16 protein-coding genes are annotated in these 18701 nt (G+C 62.1%); 12 read left to right on the top strand and 4 right to left on the bottom strand.

Translation table 11 applies throughout. The features are described 5' to 3' along the window. The first annotated feature begins 24 nt into the window (after nt 1–24). The gene (locus tag O3303_RS01055; protein WP_269560215.1) at nt 25–693 is read left to right on the top strand and encodes a YiiX family permuted papain-like enzyme; all 669 of its coding nucleotides are present in this window, start codon (nt 25–27) and stop codon (nt 691–693) included. A 46-nt stretch (nt 694–739) separates the two neighbouring features. On the opposite strand, the gene O3303_RS01050 is transcribed toward O3303_RS01055, so the two are convergent. Further along, nucleotides 740–1288, bottom strand: a complete 549-nt coding sequence (locus tag O3303_RS01050) for a hypothetical protein (protein ID WP_269560214.1) — start codon at nt 1286–1288, stop codon at nt 740–742. Nucleotides 1289–1442: 154 nt separating this feature from the next. On the opposite strand from O3303_RS01050, the gene pta reads away from it, so the two are divergent. The 7 genes from pta to dnaK all read left to right on the top strand — a co-directional run bounded on the left by pta (nt 1443) and on the right by dnaK (nt 12741). Further along, nucleotides 1443–3536 (top strand): phosphate acetyltransferase, encoded by a 2094-nt coding sequence (pta, locus tag O3303_RS01045; protein WP_269560213.1) that lies wholly within the window; start codon nt 1443–1445, stop codon nt 3534–3536. Nucleotides 3537–3724: 188 nt separating this feature from the next. Then, nucleotides 3725–4660 (top strand): DUF808 domain-containing protein, encoded by a 936-nt coding sequence (locus tag O3303_RS01040; RefSeq protein ID WP_269560212.1) that lies wholly within the window; start codon nt 3725–3727, stop codon nt 4658–4660. Between the two features lie 227 nt (nt 4661–4887). Further along, nucleotides 4888–6093, top strand: coding sequence for an acetate/propionate family kinase (locus O3303_RS01035; RefSeq protein ID WP_269560211.1), 1206 nt, complete (start codon nt 4888–4890; stop codon nt 6091–6093). A 311-nt stretch (nt 6094–6404) separates the two neighbouring features. Beyond that, nucleotides 6405–8444: a VWA domain-containing protein gene (locus tag O3303_RS01030; protein ID WP_269560210.1), complete on the top strand. Its 2040-nt coding sequence runs from the start codon at nt 6405–6407 to the stop codon at nt 8442–8444. Between the two features lie 159 nt (nt 8445–8603). After that, nucleotides 8604–9524: a pseudouridine synthase gene (locus tag O3303_RS01025; protein ID WP_269560209.1), complete on the top strand. Its 921-nt coding sequence runs from the start codon at nt 8604–8606 to the stop codon at nt 9522–9524. Between the two features lie 74 nt (nt 9525–9598). After that, complete coding sequence (locus O3303_RS01020; protein ID WP_269560208.1) at nt 9599–10483, top strand: alpha/beta hydrolase; 885 nt, start codon at nt 9599–9601, stop codon at nt 10481–10483. 314 nt (nt 10484–10797) lie between these two features. After that, nucleotides 10798–12741 carry a molecular chaperone DnaK gene (dnaK, locus tag O3303_RS01015; protein ID WP_269560207.1) on the top strand — a complete coding sequence of 648 codons (1944 nt, stop codon included), beginning with the start codon at nt 10798–10800 and terminating at the stop codon, nt 12739–12741. 343 nt (nt 12742–13084) lie between these two features. Here the strand turns inward: dnaK and O3303_RS01010 are convergent, their stop codons facing one another. After that, a complete protein-coding gene (locus tag O3303_RS01010; protein WP_269560206.1) occupies nt 13085–14254 on the bottom strand; it encodes an endonuclease/exonuclease/phosphatase family protein in 1170 nt (389 codons plus the stop codon). 55 nt (nt 14255–14309) lie between these two features. After that, nucleotides 14310–14870: a 5-(carboxyamino)imidazole ribonucleotide mutase gene (gene purE, locus O3303_RS01005; protein ID WP_269560205.1), complete on the bottom strand. Its 561-nt coding sequence runs from the start codon at nt 14868–14870 to the stop codon at nt 14310–14312. 154 nt (nt 14871–15024) lie between these two features. Between purE and O3303_RS01000 the strand changes: the two genes are divergently transcribed. Next, on the top strand, nt 15025–15651 hold the full coding sequence (locus O3303_RS01000) for a MarC family protein (protein WP_269560204.1): 627 nt from the start codon (nt 15025–15027) through the stop codon (nt 15649–15651). 57 nt (nt 15652–15708) lie between these two features. Here the strand turns inward: O3303_RS01000 and O3303_RS00995 are convergent, their stop codons facing one another. After that, a complete protein-coding gene (locus O3303_RS00995; protein ID WP_269560203.1) occupies nt 15709–16320 on the bottom strand; it encodes a hypothetical protein in 612 nt (203 codons plus the stop codon). Between O3303_RS00995 and O3303_RS00990 the strand changes: the two genes are divergently transcribed. From O3303_RS00990 to hemE, 3 genes are all read left to right on the top strand, one after another. After that, nucleotides 16319–16942, top strand: coding sequence for a hypothetical protein (locus O3303_RS00990; protein ID WP_269560202.1), 624 nt, complete (start codon nt 16319–16321; stop codon nt 16940–16942). The genes O3303_RS00995 and O3303_RS00990 overlap by 2 nt on opposite strands. Beyond that, the gene (locus O3303_RS00985) at nt 16939–17493 is read left to right on the top strand and encodes a hypothetical protein (protein WP_269560201.1); all 555 of its coding nucleotides are present in this window, start codon (nt 16939–16941) and stop codon (nt 17491–17493) included. The genes O3303_RS00990 and O3303_RS00985 overlap by 4 nt, the downstream gene beginning before the upstream one ends. Before the next feature lie 116 nt (nt 17494–17609). After that, nucleotides 17610–18644 (top strand): uroporphyrinogen decarboxylase, encoded by a 1035-nt coding sequence (gene hemE / locus O3303_RS00980; RefSeq protein WP_269560200.1) that lies wholly within the window; start codon nt 17610–17612, stop codon nt 18642–18644. Nucleotides 18645–18701: the final 57 nt, after the last annotated feature.

Here is an 18701-nt window from a genome sequence, read left to right as displayed (position 1 = left end):
CTTTCCTAACTCCCATCCCCCACCATGCGCCGCTTCCTCCTGTTTCTGCTGCCGCTGCTGCTGCTCACGGTACTGGCCTACCCGCGCCTGCACCGCCGCTACACCCGCCTGCGCCAGACCCAGACGGCCCGCACCGCCGTGCAGCAGCTGGCCCCGCGCCTGCACGACGGCGACCTGATTTTCCAGACGTCTCAATCAGCGCAGAGCCGGGCCATTCAACTGGCTACGCATTCCGCGTACAGCCACTGCGGCATCCTGTTCCGGAAAAACGGCGAATGGCGCGTGTTTGAGGCCGTGCAGCCCGTGAGCGAAACCTCGCTGGCCGCCTGGGTGGCGCGCGGTCAGGGCGGCCGGTTCGTGGTGAAGCGCCTCCGCAACGCCCGAACCGTGCTGACGCCCCCGGTGCTGCGGAAGCTGCATGCCGCCGGCGAGCAGTACCGCGGCCGCAGCTACGACCTGTATTTTGGCTGGTCGGATGAGCGAATCTACTGCTCGGAGCTGCTCTGGAAGATGTACCAGCAGGCCACGGGCCGCGAAATCGGACAGCTCCAGCACCTGCGCGACTTCGACCTCTCCCACCCCGCCGTGCAGGCCAAGCTGCGCGAGCGGTACGGCAAGCAGCTCCCGCTCGATGAGCTGGTAATTTCGCCGGTCCGGATGCTGGACAGCCGGGAGCTGGTGACGGTGCGGTAGCTTAAGCCACTGCTGGCCCGGCCACAGTGCCACGGCGCTTTTGCGTTTACTCCCGCAGCTTGGCCTGAAGGCAATTTCTCAACTGCACTTCCGCTGCATCAACAGAGCGCAGCGCAACCGGGCCGGTGGATTCGTACACCAGGAAATCCTGCGTTTCTCCGAAATCCTGCGGAAATGCAAGCGCTGATATGATGGCCATATTATCCTGTACGAAGCGCGCCTGTTGCTTTACTTTAGCCGAGTGGCGGTAGAAATGCAGGATGATGTGCGGCTGGTAGGTGTTACCGGGCTTTTTATTTAGTTGCCGGGCATACAGCGTATCCACTACCGAATACTGCGCCTCGAAATGCAGCTCAAAGTCTGCTTTGCCGATGTGCGCCAGGGCAATCTTGCTGCTGTCGGCCGTTACTTTCCGCACCGTCCAGCGCTCGGGCAAGCAGCCACGGAGTTTTGCCTCGGCGTAAGGCGTTGTGGTCCTGCTCCTGCTCTCACTGCTGGTCTTACTGCTGGTCTTACTGCCGTACGCGCAGCCGTTTGGCAGTAAGACCAGCGCTACACCAAGCGGCCATAATATTACTGCGGCAAGTCTGTTCATGGCGCACATAGCGGCCTAGCTGATTATCGTAGAAGGGTAGTAGGCGTCAAGATAAGCAATACGGTTAGCTGCCGCATTACAGCGGGATTCTCTGCGCCGCTCGCCTTACCTTGCGCCGCATCCGTAAGCGCTTCTGACTACCTCCGACTTACTCATGAGCAAAGCCGTTTTCATTGCCACTGCCGAGCCGTACAGCGGCAAGTCCGTTGTGACGCTGGGGCTGGTACACCTGCTGCTGGGCCAGGCGCAGCGGGTGGGCTACTTCAAGCCCATCATCACGCCCCTCGCCGACGGCCAGCCCGACTATCACATCCAGACGGTGCTGCAGCACTTCCAGCTGCCCCTCGCCTACCCCGATACCTACGCCTACACCGGCCAGGAGGCTTTGCGCATGGTGGAGGCCGGCCGAGCCGGTGAGCTACTCGACACCATCATCCACCGCTTCAAGCAGCTGGAAGCCGCCCACGACTTTGTAGTGGTGGAAGGCACCGACTTCGTGGGCAGCAGCCTGGCCCTGGAGCTGGACCTCAACTGGCAGGTGGCCCGCAACCTAAGCGTGCCGGTGGTGCTGCTGATTTCGGGCCTCGACAAAACCGTGGAGCAGCTCGTCAACGCCGCCTTGTCCATCCGCCGCGATGCGCTGGAAAGCGAGGTGCAGGTGCTGGCCCTAGTGCTCAACCGCGTGGCCCCGGCGCAGCTGGATGAGGTGCGCACCCTGCTCCGCGACCAGCTGCCGTCCGAAACCCAACTGGCCCTCATTCCGGAAAGCCCGGCCCTGCGCAGCCCCACCATGCAGGAAATCCATGACCAGCTGGGCGGGGAGCTGCTGTTCGGGGCCGACCAGCTTACCAACCCCGTCGACCACTTCATCAATGGCTCGATGCAGGTGCCCAATTTTTTGCTGCGCCTCGAGGAAAACGTGCTCATCATCACGCCCGGCGACCGGGCCGACCTTATTCTGAGTGCCCTGCAGGCCAATATGTCGGCCAGCTACCCGCGCGTGGCGGGGCTGGTGCTCACCAGCGGCTACCGGCCCGAGGACTCGGTGCTGCGCCTGATTGAGGGCCTACCCGCGGCCGTGCCGATTCTGCTGGTAGAGTCGGGTACGTTCCAGACTACCACCCGCATCGGCAACATTCAGGCGCGCATCGGGCCGCAGCAAACCAAGAAAATCCGGCTGGCCATCCAGACGTTTGAGCGCCACCTCGATGCGCCGCGCCTGCTGGAGCAGCTCAGCACGTTTGCGCCGCGCGGCCTCACGCCGCACATGTTCCAGTACCAGCTGCTGCAGTGGGCGCGCAGCCAACGCAAGCACATTGTGCTGCCCGAGGGCAACGACGACCGGGTGCTGCGCGCGGCGGCCCGCCTGCTGGAGCAGGACGTGGTGAGCCTCACCATCCTCGGCGACCCGACCCAGATTCTGGCCGCCGCCAAGCGCCTCGGCCGCCCCCTGGACCCGCAGCGCGTGCAGCTGCTGGACCCGGCCGCCTCCGCGCTGTTCCAGGACTTCGCCGAAACCCTGTTTGAGCTGCGCCGCAGCAAAGGCGTGACCCTGGAAATGGCCCGCGACCTGATGACCGACGTGTCGTATTTCGGCTCGATGATGGTGTACAAGGGCCTCGCCGATGGCATGGTGTCGGGGGCGGTGCACACCACGCAGCACACCATTCGGCCGGCGCTGCAGTTTATCAAGACGCGGCCGGGCGTGTCGGTGGTGTCGTCGGTGTTCTTTATGTGCCTGCCGGATCGGGTGGCGGTGTTTGGCGACTGCGCCGTGAACCCCAACCCCACCGCCGAGCAGCTGGCCGAAATTGCCATTTCCTCGGCCGACAGCTCCCGGCGCTTCGGCATCGAGCCGCGGGTGGCTATGCTGTCCTACTCCTCAGGCACCTCCGGCGAGGGCGCCGACGTGGACAAGGTGCGCCAGGCCACCCAACTCGTGCGCCAGCTCCGCCCCGATTTGCTGGTGGAAGGCCCCATCCAGTACGATGCCGCCGTGGACCCCGCCGTGGGCCAGCAGAAGCTGCCCGGCTCGCCGGTAGCAGGCCAGGCCAGCGTGCTCATCTTCCCCGACCTGAACACTGGCAACAACACCTACAAAGCCGTGCAGCGCGAAACCGGCGCCCTGGCCATCGGCCCGATGCTACAGGGCCTGAACAAGCCCGTCAACGACCTGAGCCGCGGCTGCACCGTCGACGACATCTACAACACGGTGCTGCTGACGGCCATTCAGGCGCAGGGGCAGTAAAAAATCTGCGTAAAATCAGCCACAACGGGATAGAGACACGTATTCGCGTCTCATCGTTGAACGGCCGGAACTGCGCCACCTAAACAACACCAGCAACGATTGAGACGCGAATACGCGTCTTTACACCGTTCTGGCTGCCCGGCAGAACACCCTTTTTCAAACTCGCATACATCACCCAATCAACCTACATGGCCTCCGGACTTTTTGCATTACTAGATGATATTTCGGCTTTAGTGAAAGTCAGTGCCGCCAGCCTGGACGATGTGCCGGCGCAGGTGGCCAAAACCACTGGCAAGGTGTCGGGCATCGTGATTGACGATACGGCCGTGACGCCCAAGTACGTGGTCGGCCTCGACCCCAGCCGGGAGCTGTCCATCATCTTCCAGATTGCCAAAAAGTCGCTGTTCAACAAGCTGCTGATTCTGACGCCGGCGGCGCTGGTGCTGGGCTACTTCGCGCCCTGGGCCATCACGCCCATCCTGATGCTGGGCGGAGCATACCTGTGCTACGAGGGCTACGAGAAGGTGCATTCCATGTTCAGCAAGCACCCCGAGGCGCAGGCGGAAACCGAGCAGATGGAAACCATTACGCCCGAGGAGCTGGAGAAGCAGCGCGTAGCCGGCGCCGTCCGCACCGACATCATTCTGTCGGCCGAAATCATGGCCATTGCCTACAGCCAGGTAACCGACCAGCCCATCGTGAACCAGATCATCGTGATGCTGGCCGTGGCGGTGTTTATCACGGTGGCGGTGTACGGGTTTGTGGGGCTGATTGTGAAGGCCGACGACATCGGTCTGCACCTGGCCGAAGGCGACAACAGCGCGGCCATCAAGAGCTTCGGCCGCGGCCTCGTGAAGTTCATGCCGAAGTTTCTCAGCATCCTGAGCTACGTGGGCACCGCCGCCATGCTGTGGGTGGGCGCCGAAATCATTGCCCACGGCATCCCCTTCACCGCCCACCTGCTGCACGACCTGGAAGTAGCCCTGGCCTCCATGCCCGCCGTGGCCTGGCTGGCTAAAGTAGTGGCCTGCGGCCTGGGCGGCTTGGTGATTGGCTTCGTGGTCGACCAGGTAGTACGGCTGGTGAAAAAGCTGCTGCCGGCTAAGAAGGAGGTTGCTCAGTAGCGCGAACTTCTTGTCAATAGATGTTGAAGCCGTTTTGTAGCGTCTTATAGAACGTCATGCTGAGCTTGCCGAAGTAGAACGTCATGCTGAGCTTGCCGAAGCATCTCGCGTGCTGACGTTGCACTACTATTCAGACGTCAGCACGCGAGATGCTTCGGCAAGCTCAGCATGACGTTCTGATTATTCTGACGACTTCCCAAGCAGCTTCTCTCTCACTACCTCTCCCAATGCACATCTTCGTCATCAACTCCGGCAGCAGCTCGCTGAAGTACCAACTGTTTCGCTGGCCGCAGGAGCAGCCGCTGGCCCGCGGGCTGGTGGAGCGCATCGGACTGCCCGACGGCCAGCTCACGCACACCACCCTGCAGCCCGACGGCCAGGAGCATACCGAGCGCCACACCCTGCCCATCCCCGACCACCGCACCGGCCTGGAGCAGGCCATGCGCCTGCTCACCGACCCCGCCACCGGCGTGCTGCAAAACCCCGCCAACGTGCAGCTGGTGGGACACCGCGCCGTGCACGGCGGTGAGGAGTTCCGGCAGCCGACGCTGGTAACGCCGGAGGTGAAGGCCCGCATCCGGGAGCTGTTTCCGCTGGCCCCGCTGCACAACCCGGCCAACCTGCTGGGCATGGAAGTGGCCGAGCAGCTGTTTCCGCAGGCCCGGCAGGTGGCGGTGTTCGACACGGCGTTTCATAGCACACTCCCGCCCCACGCCTACCGCTTCGCGCTGCCCGAGGAGCTGTACACTCGGCACGGGCTGCGCGCCTACGGCTTTCACGGTACCAGCCACCAGTTCGTGAGCCGCGAAACCCTGCGCTACCTGGGCCAGCCCGACGCCCGCGTTATCACGGTGCACCTGGGCAACGGCTGCAGCATGGCCGCCACCGTAGCCGGCCGCGCCGTGGATACCAGCATGGGCTTCGGCCCCATGAACGGCCTGGTGATGGGTACCCGCGCCGGCGACACTGACCAGGCCGTTATCTTCCACTTGGTAGAGCAGCTGGGCTACTCGCTCGACGACGTCAAGAACCTGCTCAATAAGGAAAGCGGCATGCTCGGCCTCACCGGCCACAGCGACATGCGCGACATCACACGCCTGCTCAACGAAGGCGACCCGCGCGCCCGCCTCGCCTACGACCTCTACGCCCACCGCATCAAGAAGTACCTCGGCAGCTTCCTGGCCGTCCTCAACGGGGCCGATGCCGTAGTCTTCACAGGCGGCGTGGGCGAAAACGACGCGCTGGTGCGCCAGCTGGTGTGCGCCAACCTGGACTTCCTGGGCATCCAACTCGATGAAACCGAAAACGCCCGCCGCGCCCCCGGCATCCGCGACTTATCAGCAGCCGGCAGCCGCGTGCAGGTGCTGGTGGTGCCCACCAACGAGGAACTGGAAATTGCACGGCTGTGCGCAGCCGTTAGCCTCACTGCATAGCCTCCTCTCCAGTAGAAAAGGTGAGACAGATACTTTTTTTGATAGTTAAGCTCTGCTCTCTGAAAAGGATATTTTGGGTAAAGCTGATAGACGCCAGAACAATTTCTAGAGCTAGCCCCCCTCTCCTTTTCGGAGAGGGGGTTGGGGGTGAGGCGACTAAAAACTAGCTCCACCGCGGAGGCGGCTAGGGGGTGAGGCAACGGAACTACGTACCTTCGCTACGCAACTCTGTGGCGCTTGCCGGGGTTCTTAGCCTGCTCACCCGCTATTTCCGTCTTTTGATTTCTATAGCTGCTTCTCCCTGGTTGATTTTGCCGTGCCTGCTGGCGGGCGCGGGCTATGCGGCGCTGCTCTACTCGGCCAAGGCCCCCTGGAGCCGCCGCCTGAATTATGGGCTGGCGGCGCTGCGCTTCGTGGTGGTGAGCTTTCTGAGCTTTCTGCTGCTCTCGCCCTTCCTCAACACCACGACCACCACCACCGAGAAGCCCACCATCGTGCTGGCCGTCGACAACTCGCAGTCGGTGGCCCTGTTTACGCCCGCGCCAGTGCTGGGCCAGGCCACCGGCGGACTGCGGCAGCTGGCGGCCACGCTGCAGGCTAAAGGCTTCACAGTGGAAACCCGCCCGCTGGCCGGCCCGGCCCGGCCCGCCGACTCGCTGCGCTTCACAGCCCCGGCCACCGACCTCAACGCCCTGCTCAGTGGCATCCAGGAAAGCTACGATGGCCGCAACCTGGCCGGCGTGGTGCTGGCCTCCGATGGCATCGTAAACCAGGGCCAGTCGCCGACTTTCGCGGAGTTCCGGTTCCCGATTTATAGCCTGGCCCTCGGCGACACGGTGCCGAAAAAAGACCTGAGCCTGCCCGCCCTCACCTACAACCGGGTGGCGTTCAGCGGCAACCGCTTCCCCCTCGAAGCCGACCTCACTTATGACGGTTTTGCAGGCGGTGCGGCCGTGGTGCAGCTGCGCGAAAACGGCCGCGTGCTCCAGACCCGGCGCGTGGCGCTGCCCGCGGGCCAGCGGCGCACCAAGGTGGCCTTCACGGTGGTGGCTCCTGCCCCCGGCAAGCGCCGCTACGAGGTGGTGGTAGAGCGCCAGGCCGGCGAATTCACGGCCCTCAACAACAGCAAGTTCGCCTACATCGAGGTGGTGAAAGGCAAACTGCGGGTGCTGCTAGCCGGCGCTGCCCCCCACCCCGACCTCAAGGCCCTGCGCGCCGCCATCCAGGGCAACGACAACTTCGACCTCATCACCTACCTGCCCGGCATCAGCCCCCTGAAAGCCGGCCAGGACTATGATGTGGCCATTCTGCACCAGCTGCCGGCCCGCTCCGGCGTGGGGGCCGAGGTGCTGGCGCAGGTGCGCAGCCGCCGCACTCCGGCCCTGTACGTGCTGGGCGCGCAATCTGATTTCACCGCCTACAACGCCCTCGGCACCGGCCTCACGGTACAGCCCCGCGGCAGCCAGACCGACGACGTGACGCCTACGCTCAACCCGGCTTTCTCGCGCTTCACCTTTGAGGAAGACGCCCTGCGCCGCTTTGCCGCCTACCCGCCCGCCCCGGTGCCGTTCGGCGACTACCGGCTGGGCGGCGGGGCTGAGGCCGCGCTCTGGCAGCAGGTGGGCCGGGTGCGTACCCAAAAGCCTCTGCTGGTCTTCGGGGGCACGCCGCAGCAGCGCCAGGCCACCCTACTCACCGAGGGCAGCTGGCAGTGGCGCCTGCAGGAAGCCGTGGAGCACGACGACCGGCCCGAAGCCTACGACCGGCTGGTGAACCGCACGCTGCAGCTGCTTACCCAGAACGCCAACAAGAAGCGCCTCGACGTGTACCCCACCCAGGATGCCTTCAGCTCGCAGGACGACGTGACCTTCGCGGCCGAAACCTACAACACCATCTTCGAGCGCATCTACGGCCAGCAAATCACGCTCACCTTCACCGACGAGCAGCAGAAAACCCGCACCTTCACCTACACCACCACCGAAGACGGCGCCCCGCTGCACCTGGGCGCACTGCCCGGCGGCCTCTACCGCTACGTGGCCCGCGCCACCCTCTCGGGCCAGCCCCAGCAAGACCGCGGCGAGGTGCTGGTGCAGGAGCAGCAGCTCGAAGCCCTGCAAAGCCGCGCCGACCACAACCTGCTCTACCAGCTGGCCCGCCGCAGTGGCTCGCGCCTTTATTTCCCCAAGCAGTTTCAGCAGCTGACGGATGATATTCTGAAGGCCGATTACAAGCCCATCATTTACTCGCAGCAGGATCTGCAGGATTTGATCAATCTGAAGTGGTTGTTCTTCGTGCTGTTGGCTCTTGCCACGCTGGAATGGGCCACCCGCAAGTATTCCGGCGGGGTGTAACACCAAGCTCCAGCTTGGTGAATCGTTGAACGAAACCGTTGCCTCGGCGCGGGAGATACGCGCAGTAGAACGTTCGTATTATGGTGCCATCCGTCAGCAACGATTCACCAAGCTGGAGCTTGGTATTACATCGGGCCATCTTCTCGGTACCTTTGCGCCATGCGTTACATTCTGCTCAACAAGCCCTACGAAGTCCTCACCCAGTTCACCGACGAAGCCGGGCGCCAGACGCTCAAGGATTTCGTGGCCGTACCCGACATTTATCCGGTAGGCCGGCTGGACTACGACTCCGAGGGCCTCGTGCTACTCACCGACGACAAGCAGCTGCAGCACCGCCTATCGGAGCCGCGCTTCAAGGTGCCGAAAACGTATTGGGTGCAGGTGGAAGGCGTTCCGACCGAGGCCGCACTGGAGAACCTGCGCCGCGGCGTCGACCTGAAAACCGGCTACACCAGCCCCGCCGAGGTGGCGCTGCTGCCCGAAGCGCCCGAAATCTGGGAGCGCAGCAAGCCGGTGCGCTTCCGGGCTGCCATTCCCACCAGCTGGGTCCAGATCCGGATTTCACAGGGCATGAACCGGCAGGTGCGCAAAATGACGGCCGCCGTGGGCTACCCCACCCTGCGCCTTGTGCGCGCCAGCATCGCCGATATGGCCGTAGCTGAGCTGCAGCCCGGCCAATGGCGCGAACTGACCGAAGCCGAAGTGCAGGCCCTGCGCGAAGACATGGCCGCCCAGACGGCCGCCGCCGGCACCTACAAGCCCACCACCAAAGCCTCGGAGTACTGGCCCGGCGGCGTGCGCCCAGCCACCAGCAAAACCGGCCAGAACAGTGCCGGCGGCTACAACCGGGGCGGGTTTGGGGGCCAGGGCGGAGCCAAACCCGGCGCTGCCGATGGGCGCGCCGCCGGCAGCCGCGGGGCCGGCCGGCCGGGCACGTTCAGCGCCAAACCATCCAACGGCAAGCCCAAAAACGCCTCGCCCGGCAAAACCGGCAGCAAGCCCGGCCCAAAGTCGGCGGGGCGGGGCACGACGGGGCGCAAGCCCGGCCCGGCTGGTGGCAGCCGCAGCAGCCGCGGCTAGTGGCCGGACGGGCAGCGAGGCGGTGGCGCCGGACGCTTGGCCTGGCCGTGCTGGTGTTTCTGGCAATGAACGCAGTGGCGTTTTTTCACGCCTGGCGCTTCACGCATTTCACCACCGAAGCCGGCTCCCACACCGATAACCCGGAGCAGCTGACGCTCCTGCAGAAAGTGGGTATTCTGCTCACGGGCATTAAAAACCCGAAGCCCGTCAACCGGCAGCGGCCCGATTTCCCGTACCGCACGGTGTATCTGAGCAGCCCCAACGGGCGGCTGGAAACCTGGTACGCCACGGTGCCCGAGGCGCGCGGCACCGTGGCCCTGTTTCATGGCTACACCAGCTGCAAAAGCAAGCTTCTGACCGAGGCCGGCTACTTCCGCCGCCTCGGCTACAACGTGCTGCTCACCGATTTTGCCGGCAACGGCGGCTCCGAGGGCAACGTCTGCACCGTGGGTCATCATGAAGCTGAAGACGTGGCTACGGCCGTGCGCTGGCTGCAGCGGCGGCCCGGCCCGGTGCTCATCTACGCCAACTCCATGGGGGCCGTGGCCACGCTGCGCGCCGAAGCCGAGCTGGGCATCCGGCCCGACGCCAATATCCTGGAGTGCCCCTACGGCTCCATGCTCCAGACCGCGCAAAGCCGCTTCCGCTCCATGCACGTCCCGCCCTTCCCGATGGCCAACCTGCTGGTGTTGTGGGGCGGCCTGGCCAACAACTTCTGGGCTTTCGACCTCGACGCCACGCGCTACGCGGCCCTCACCAGCACGCCCACCCTACTACTCTGGGGTGCCGCCGACCCGCGCGTAACCCGCCCCGAAACCGACGCCATCTTCGCCGCTCTGCGCGGCCCCAAGAAGCGCCAGGACTTTCCTGGCTCCGGCCACGAGCCATATTGGTGGAAGAATAAGGCACTGTGGGAGCAGACGATTCAGGAGTTTCTGGCAAATCCGGCTACCCGCTGACTGCTATATGTGGCACGGACTTCAGTCCGTAGCCCCCCCGAACCGCACATTATCTACCGGACGGCAGCGGGCTACGGACTGAAGTCCGTGCCACAGGCTACCGATTAGCCCTGCCCCTGTGGCAGCATATCCTGCCGCCGGCTTTTTCGTAAAAGCCAGTCCGTCGCGAAATCCTTCGGGCACCTGCTCAGAAATGACAATCTGTCACGAAAAAGCAGGCTTTTTGCGGCTGGTACGCGTCTTGTAACTCCCCCGATGCGAGCAATTCGCGTCCTACAACCTGACACTCCAACTCCTAACCGATAACCATTCAGATGGGCAAAATAATTGGTATTGACCTCGGCACCACCAACTCGTGCGTGGCCGTTATGGAAGGCAACGAGCCGGTAGTTATTCCGAACAGCGAAGGCCGCCGCACCACCCCGAGTATCGTAGCCTTCCTCGATAATGGCAAGGGCGAGCGGAAAGTTGGTGACCCGGCCAAGCGCCAGGCGATTACCAACCCAATCAACACGCTGCAGTCGATCAAGCGTTTCATGGGCCGTGGCTTCGGCGAAGTGACCGAGGAAGCCAAAAACGTCTCGTACCAGCTGGTAAAAGGCTCCAACAACACGGTAGCCGTCCAGATCGGTGACCGGCAGTACACGCCGCAGGAAATCTCGGCCATGGTTCTGCAGAAAATGAAGCAGACCGCCGAAGACTACCTCGGTCAGCCCGTAACGGAAGCCGTTATTACGGTGCCTGCCTACTTCAATGATGCCCAGCGCCAGGCCACCAAAGAAGCCGGCGCCATTGCTGGCCTCGATGTGAAGCGCATCATCAACGAGCCCACCGCCGCCGCTTTGGCGTACGGCCTCGACAAAAAGCATAAAGACCAGAAGATTGCCGTGTATGACCTCGGCGGCGGTACGTTCGACATTTCCATCCTCGAGCTGGGTGATGGCGTGTTTGAAGTGCTGAGCACCAACGGTGATACCCACCTCGGTGGCGACGACTTCGACCAGGTAATCATCAACTTCCTGGCCGAGACGTTCGCCAGCGAAAACGAAGGCCTCGACCTGCGCAAAGACGCTATGGCTCTCCAGCGCCTCAAGGAAGCTGCCGAGAAAGCCAAGGTAGAGCTGTCGTCTTCGACCGAAACCGAAATCAACCTGCCGTACGTGACGGCTACCGCCTCGGGCCCCAAGCACTTGGTGGTGAAACTGAGCCGCGCCAAGTTCGAGCAGCTCGCCGACAACCTAGTGCGCCGCTCGATGGAGCCTTGCAAAAAGGCGCTGCAGGATGCCGGCCTGAGCACTTCCGACATCGACGAGGTTATCCTCGTAGGTGGCTCGACGCGCATTCCGCGCATCCAGGAAGAAGTGGAGAAGTTCTTCGGCAAGAAGCCTTCCAAGGGTGTGAACCCCGACGAAGTAGTAGCCGTGGGCGCTGCCATCCAGGGCGGTGTATTGACCGGTGAGGTGAAGGACGTACTGCTGCTCGACGTGACCCCGCTTTCGCTGGGCATCGAAACGATGGGCGGCGTAATGACCAAGCTCATCGAGAGCAACACCACGATTCCAACCAAGAAGTCGGAGACGTTCTCGACGGCTTCGGATTCGCAGCCTTCGGTAGAAATTCACGTGCTGCAGGGCGAGCGTCCGCTGGCTTCGCAGAACCGCACTATCGGCCGCTTCCACCTCGACTCGATTCCGCCGGCTCCCCGCGGTGTTCCGCAGATCGAAGTAACCTTCGACATCGACGCCAACGGCATTCTGCACGTGTCGGCCAAAGACAAAGGCACCGGCAAGGAGCAGAAGATCCGCATCGAAGCTTCCTCGGGCCTGACTGACGCCGACATTGAGCGCATGCGCAACGAAGCCGCTGCCAACGCCGACGCCGATAAAGCCGAGACGGAGCGCATCGGCAAGGTAAACGCCGCCGACTCGATGATTTTCCAGACGGAGAAGCAGCTGAAAGAGTACGGCGACAAGCTGAGCGCCGGCAACAAAACGGCCGTTGAAGATGCCCTCGCCGACCTCAAGAAGGCTCACGAGAGCAAAGACATCAGCCAGATTGATACGGCCATGGAAGCCATCAACACGGCCTGGCAGGCAGCCTCGCAGGAGATGTACGCCCAGGGCGGTGCCGAAGGCGGCCAGCCCGGCGCCGACGGTGGCAACCCCTTCGGCGGTGCCGGCCAGCCCGGCGGCAACGGCCAGCAAGGCCAGCCCCACGACAACGTAACCGACGTGGATTACGAGGAAGTAGGCAAGTAAATCACTGATTAGCGCTGATTGTATTGATTGCGCTGATTGTTGAAAACAGAAAGGCCCGGAGCAGCTTGCTCCGGGCCTTTTTGTGTTTACATCCTGGCAGGTTTTCGGCGCAGGTGTTGCCGTAGGCAACAGGCGAGCCTGAACACCAAAGACCGCCTGACTCTGCCCTAGTGCGCTGTAGCAGAACGGAAGATTCCCGGCCGCTACCTTACCTACCAGACCGCCATCCGCCAGTCGATTTACAGCCCACAGTAACGCAAACAGCCCAGGCAAGTGCCTGGGCTGTTTGCATTACTGACCATCATAGCTGTCTGCTGATGATTTGCGGTTTGCAGCCGACTCGCTAGGTAGTTAGCTCCTTTTTCTCGCCGGGGTTCTCAGCTTCTTCGGCTTCTTCTTCGTCCTCCTCCTCAAAGCCTTCCTGTATCTTCTCAGTGGCTTCGGCGTGGTCGTCGGCGTCGGCTTCCTCGCAGTTTTCTTCCTGTTCCTCTTTGTCGTGGGGCTCGTAGCTGAGCTTGATGTAGATGGGGAAGTGGTCGGAGCCGACGTACGGCAGGCGCTCCATATCATCCACCTTGAAGTGGGCCGACACGAACACGTGGTCGAGGGGCCAGCGGAGCAGGTAGTGGTCGGCGTGGAAGGTGGGCAGCAGGCCGCGGCCCACGCGTGGGTCCATGAGGCCACTGATGCGCCGGAACAGCTCGGAAGTGTGCGACCAAGCCACGTCGTTCATGTCGCCGAATACGATGGTGGGCTCGTCCTTTTTGTCGATGGCTTTGCCTACCAGCAGCAGCTCGGCGTCGCGCTTGGTGCTGGTTTTGGATTCGGCCGGCGCTGGCGGCTTGGGGTGCAGGCCGTACACCTGCACCCAGGTGCGGCCATCGGCCAACTGCACGCGGGCATGCAGGCTGGGCACGTCGTCGTCGAGCAGGTACTTGATGTCGCAGCTTTCCAGCTTGAGGCGCGAGAAGAACAGCAGGCCGTACGTGTTGTCGAGCGGCTCGTGGCAGGTGTGGGGGTGGGTTTCTTCCAGCGGCTTGAGCTGCTCGTACCACCACTGGTCGGTTTCCACAGCCATGATGATGTCCGGATCCATCTTCTGGATGGCTTGCAGCGCCTTCTGGCCCTGCTTATTGAATTGCAGCACGTTCATCATCACCAGACTCAGGTGGCGCTTGCCGTCCTTGAGGGTGCTGTCGCCCACCTGCTTTTTCACCAGCGGCGTGTAGGGCACAATCCGGAAGAACTGGTAGACCACGGCCGCGGCCAGCAGCCCCAGCGCGCCTACGCCCCACCAGCCCGGCAGCGTATGCCAGCCCAGCAGCAGGCCACCGACTATTGTAAGCAGAGTAACAGCCACGATCTGCAGGCGCGGGAAGTCAAACACGCGTATCCACCAAGCCGTTGCGCGCAGCAGCGGCAGCAGCGTAGCCACAACGCTGGCCAGCGTCAGGAGCATTACCAGGCCATGAAGGGCAGTCAGCCACCAGGGCAATGAGTCAAAATCAGGCATCAGAGCAGAGAAGGTGTGGGGAGGATTGGGCGGGATGGAGCGCGGGAAGCGGTGGTTACTCGTCGTTGAAGCCGCCTTTCCGCAGCTCTTCGATGGTGCGCATCACTTTGTCTTTAAGCGAGGCACGGTACTTTTCCAGCACATCGTGCAGGCGGGCGTTGCTGATGGCCAGCATCTGGGTGGCCAGCACGGCGGCGTTGGTGGCACCGTCGAGGGCCACAGTGGCCACGGGCACCCCAGCCGGCATCTGCAGCATCGACAGAATGGAGTCGAGGCCGTGGATGGAGGTAGCCGAATTGATAGGCACCCCAATAACCGGCAGTGTGGTGAAGGCCGCCACCATACCCGGCAAATGGGCAGCCCCGCCCCCACCGGCAATAATGACGCGCAGGCCCCGCTTACGAGCTGTTTCGGTATATTCTACCAGCCGATGCGGCGTGCGATGCGCCGAAACCAGCGTAATTTCATACGGCACGTTGAACTGGCGCAGCAGTTCGGCGGCCGCCGACATGGTCTTTAGATCAGACTGGGAGCCCATGATGATGCCCACCAAAGGGGTTTCGGTGGCAGCAGCGGCGTCGGCGGCCGCTACCGTGGGAGGAAGCGTGGTATTCATGCGAGCGGAAAGAGAGAGGGAAAAACAGGATAGGCCTGCCGGGGAGTTGCTTCTACGGGCTGCCCGGGCTACGGTTGAGGCATAAACATAGCATTTTCCCTGCTTGCTGATTCTCAAAGGCTCGTACCTTTACCCGTAGCTACACGCCCGGTCCATGGAGATACTGCTCGCCACTTTTACCACACTCTTCTCGGTTGTGAACCCCTTTGGGGCCATGCCGGTATTCCTGACCCTGACCGAGGAAGACACGCCGGCCGAACGCGCCAACATCGGCCTAAAGGCCTGCCTGTACATGGTGGGCGTGCTCACGGTGTCGTTTTTCGCGGGGCAGTACGTGCTCAACTTCTTCGGCATCAACATCCATCACCTGCGCATTGCGGGCGGCATCCTGCTCATGCGCTCGGCCTTCGACCTGCTTACGCCGGGCGGCAACCGGGCCAAGGTGTCGGAGGAAACGCTGGAGGAAAGCATGCACAAAAACGACATCAGCTTCACGCCGCTGGCCATGCCCATGCTCTCGGGGCCGGGTTCCATGGCCGTGTGCATCGGCCTGTTTACGGGCAAGCTCAGCTACTCCGATATGGGCCTGATTGTGCTGGGCTTCGGGCTGGTGGCGCTGGCAGCCTACATCATCCTGATGTCGTCGTTGCGGCTCACGCGGTTTCTGGGGCGGCCCGGTATGGCGGCGCTGGCCCGCATCATGGGCTTCCTGACGCTGGCTATCGGCGTCAATTTTATGGCTACGGCCATTATAGCGCTGTTTCCGGGGTTGAGCCGGTAGGCGGCAACTCGCCGCATATCCGGCTTATTCAGCTTGCATGGGCGTTTGCCTGACGTGTCAATGAGCAAGAAATCCTGTAAAGGGCAAGGCGTACACCACCGCAAGTACCCACACGGCAACCAGCGCATACCAAACTCTAGCCCTCCCGTTTTCCGCATCGTACCGCGACAAGCGTTCTTCGGTAAGGTGACGTTTGAAGTAGCGTGTCTGCAAGCAGGCATAGGCACCCAGCAGAAGCCCAGCCAGAAGCAAAAAGGTAAGCTGCCCCTGTATAAGTCTCACATTCATAATCTTTTCAATAACCAGCAACAGGTCGAAACCCACCAGCGCATACACCATCACCAACCCCACCTTTGCTGCATCCAGACGACCGGAGGGATATAGCTGCCGTTTGGCAACCAGACTATACAGGCAGTGAAAAAGGAAGCTGGTAACTTGAAGCATAGTAGATAGGGGCCTGCGCGGCGTCTTATGATAAGCCGGAACAAAAGTAACTTTCCCGGGCAAGAAGGCCTGCTCAAGGATAAGCAGCAGCCTTCTATCTGCCCTTAGTTGCCAGGCCAAGTAGATACTGTCGCGGCAAGGTAGCACACTGGTTTCGGTCATCTTGCCCTGTTTCCGGGCCAGACCGTTTGCTACAACACTCTTATCCTTTTTGCTAATCATCATGCTACACACACGTTGGATACCCACGCTTGGCTCTCTGCTGCTGTTCTGGTTGAGTACCACAAGCCTACAGGCTCAGAGCAAGGACGACCACCTAGAGCCCGCCGATTGGCACTACACAACAGTTGAGCAGCTACAAAAGACCGCAGCGCTGGCGCAGGTGGTCGTGCTAACTTCTTTCAAGTCCTCGTATGTGCTTTCGATTGAGCAGGACAAGCAGCGCTACTACCTAACCTACGCGGAAATGCGGCGCGGCACAGCCCCGGCGGCGGGCTTCCGACGCGATTCGCTGGTGGCTAGCAGCGCGCGAAAACTGGCCATTACGACCGAACTGGCCCGGACTCTCACTAACCTGTGGCATGCGGCCATTCAGCAAACCCGCTACCCCGAGCCCCTCATGCGCATCCGGACAGATGGGACCCGGTTTGTATTTTCCAGCTTCCGGCCGGGCATGGGCCTGCGGGCCGGTACCACCTGGGAGCCGGCCGCGGGCACGCACATGTCATCCCTCGCTGGCATCGTTACCGAACTGCACCAGTTGGCCACCGCCGGCGCTTATTCTGAGCAGCAACAGAATCTGTTGGAGGATGCCCGCATTTTGCTGAAGGCGCTGCAACCGAATTGAATGCGGAAGCCATGAACGGATATGTGGAGGTATTAGCAGTTCTCGCCTTGATCCTCCTCTGCTTTACTGCACTGATTGTCTTTCCGGCAGCTGGTTTGTGGTGGCTGACTAAGTGGCTGCAGCGCCGACAGTATCGCCGGTCAGCGGTAGTCATGCAGGTTCTGCTGGTTGGATTTGGTCTGTTCTGCTTCAGTGTTGTGTATTCTTTCTGCGTTCCGTTTGACAGCGAGATTGAACATGAGTTCGTGCAGATTACCGGATTGCCTTTTCCAACTTCTGGTGAGGTAATCGAAAGCAAAACATCAGGGCTTGATTTACAAGGTGACTATCACCTAACTGCCCGCATAAAAGTGAGCCGACAGGATTATACGCGGCTTTGGCGGAACATTAGCGCTGACACTTCTTTCCGGCAGCTTTCCCCGAATTCGGCGGCAACAGACAGTTCTTCCTACCAGACATTTGAAAAACATAGCCGCAACAGCAGTCAGTATCGCTCTATTAGCTTTTGGACCGATGGCCGAACGGTTACATTTCATCATAGCAGCAACTAAGGAAGCTTCCGCTGCTGAAGCATTCAGACTGATTTTTTAATTCGGCGAAGCGTACCTTTGCGCCCCGGCTGCTGGCCTCGGCAGCGGCGGAATCAGCGAAATAACCAGCGAAACCTGTGCTTAAGAACGACCTCCTCCTCCGTGCCGCCCGTGGCGAAGAAACCGAGCGCACGCCCGTGTGGCTGATGCGCCAGGCCGGCCGCATCCTGCCCGAATACCGCGCTTTGCGCGCCCGCCTCAGCGGCTTCAAAGAACTGGTAGAAACGCCCGAGCTGGCTGCCGAAGTCACCATTCAGCCCATCGACGCGCTGGACGTGGATGCCGCCATCATCTTCTCCGATATTCTGGTGGTGCCCGACGCCATGGGCCTCACCTACGAAATGGTGGAAGCCCGCGGCCCGCTGTTCCCGGAAACCATCAAAACCGCGCAGGACGTGGCCCGTATGCGCATCGCCGACCCCGAGGAGCACCTCGGCTACGTGCTGGAAGCCATCCGCGTGACCAAGCGTGCCCTCAATGGCCGTGTGCCGCTCATCGGGTTTGCCGGCGCACCCTGGACCATCCTGGCGTACATGGTGGAGGGCCACGGCTCCAAAACCTTCAGCAAGGCCCGCCGCATGCTGTATCAGGATCCGGCACTGGCGCACGAGCTGCTCCGCAAAATCACGGCTACCACCATTGCATACCTGAAAGCCCAGGTAGCGGCCGGCGCCAACATCGTGCAGGTCTTCGACTCGTGGGCCGGGATTCTGCCGCCCGCGCACTACAAGGAGTTCAGCACCCGCTACATTGCCGAAATCTGCGCCGCCATTCCGGAGGTGCCTGTCACGGTGTTTGCCAAAGGCGCTTTCTGGGCGGTGGAAGACTTCGCCCAACTCCCCTGCCGCACCATCGGCCTCGACTGGAACCAGGACCCGCGCGCCGTGCGCCCCTTGGTCGGCGACAAAACACTGCAGGGCAACCTCGACCCCTGCGCCCTCTACGGCACGCCGGAACAGGTGCGCGCCGCCACCATTGCCATGCTCGACCAGTTCGGGCCGCACCGCCACATCGCCAACCTCGGCCACGGCGTCTACCCCGACACCAACCCCGACAACGTGAAGGTGTTTATCGAAACCGTGAAGGAATACAGCACGCGGCTTAGGGCTTAGGGCTTAGGGCTTAGGGCTTAGGGCTTAGGGCTTAGGGCTTAGGGCTTAGGGCTTAGG

It is taken from the genome of Hymenobacter canadensis, from assembly GCF_027359925.1.
Classification (GTDB): Bacteria; Bacteroidota; Bacteroidia; order Cytophagales; family Hymenobacteraceae; genus Hymenobacter; species Hymenobacter canadensis.
The sequence above is the reverse complement of the archived record's forward strand: the minus strand, read 5'-3'. Positions and strand labels throughout refer to the sequence as shown.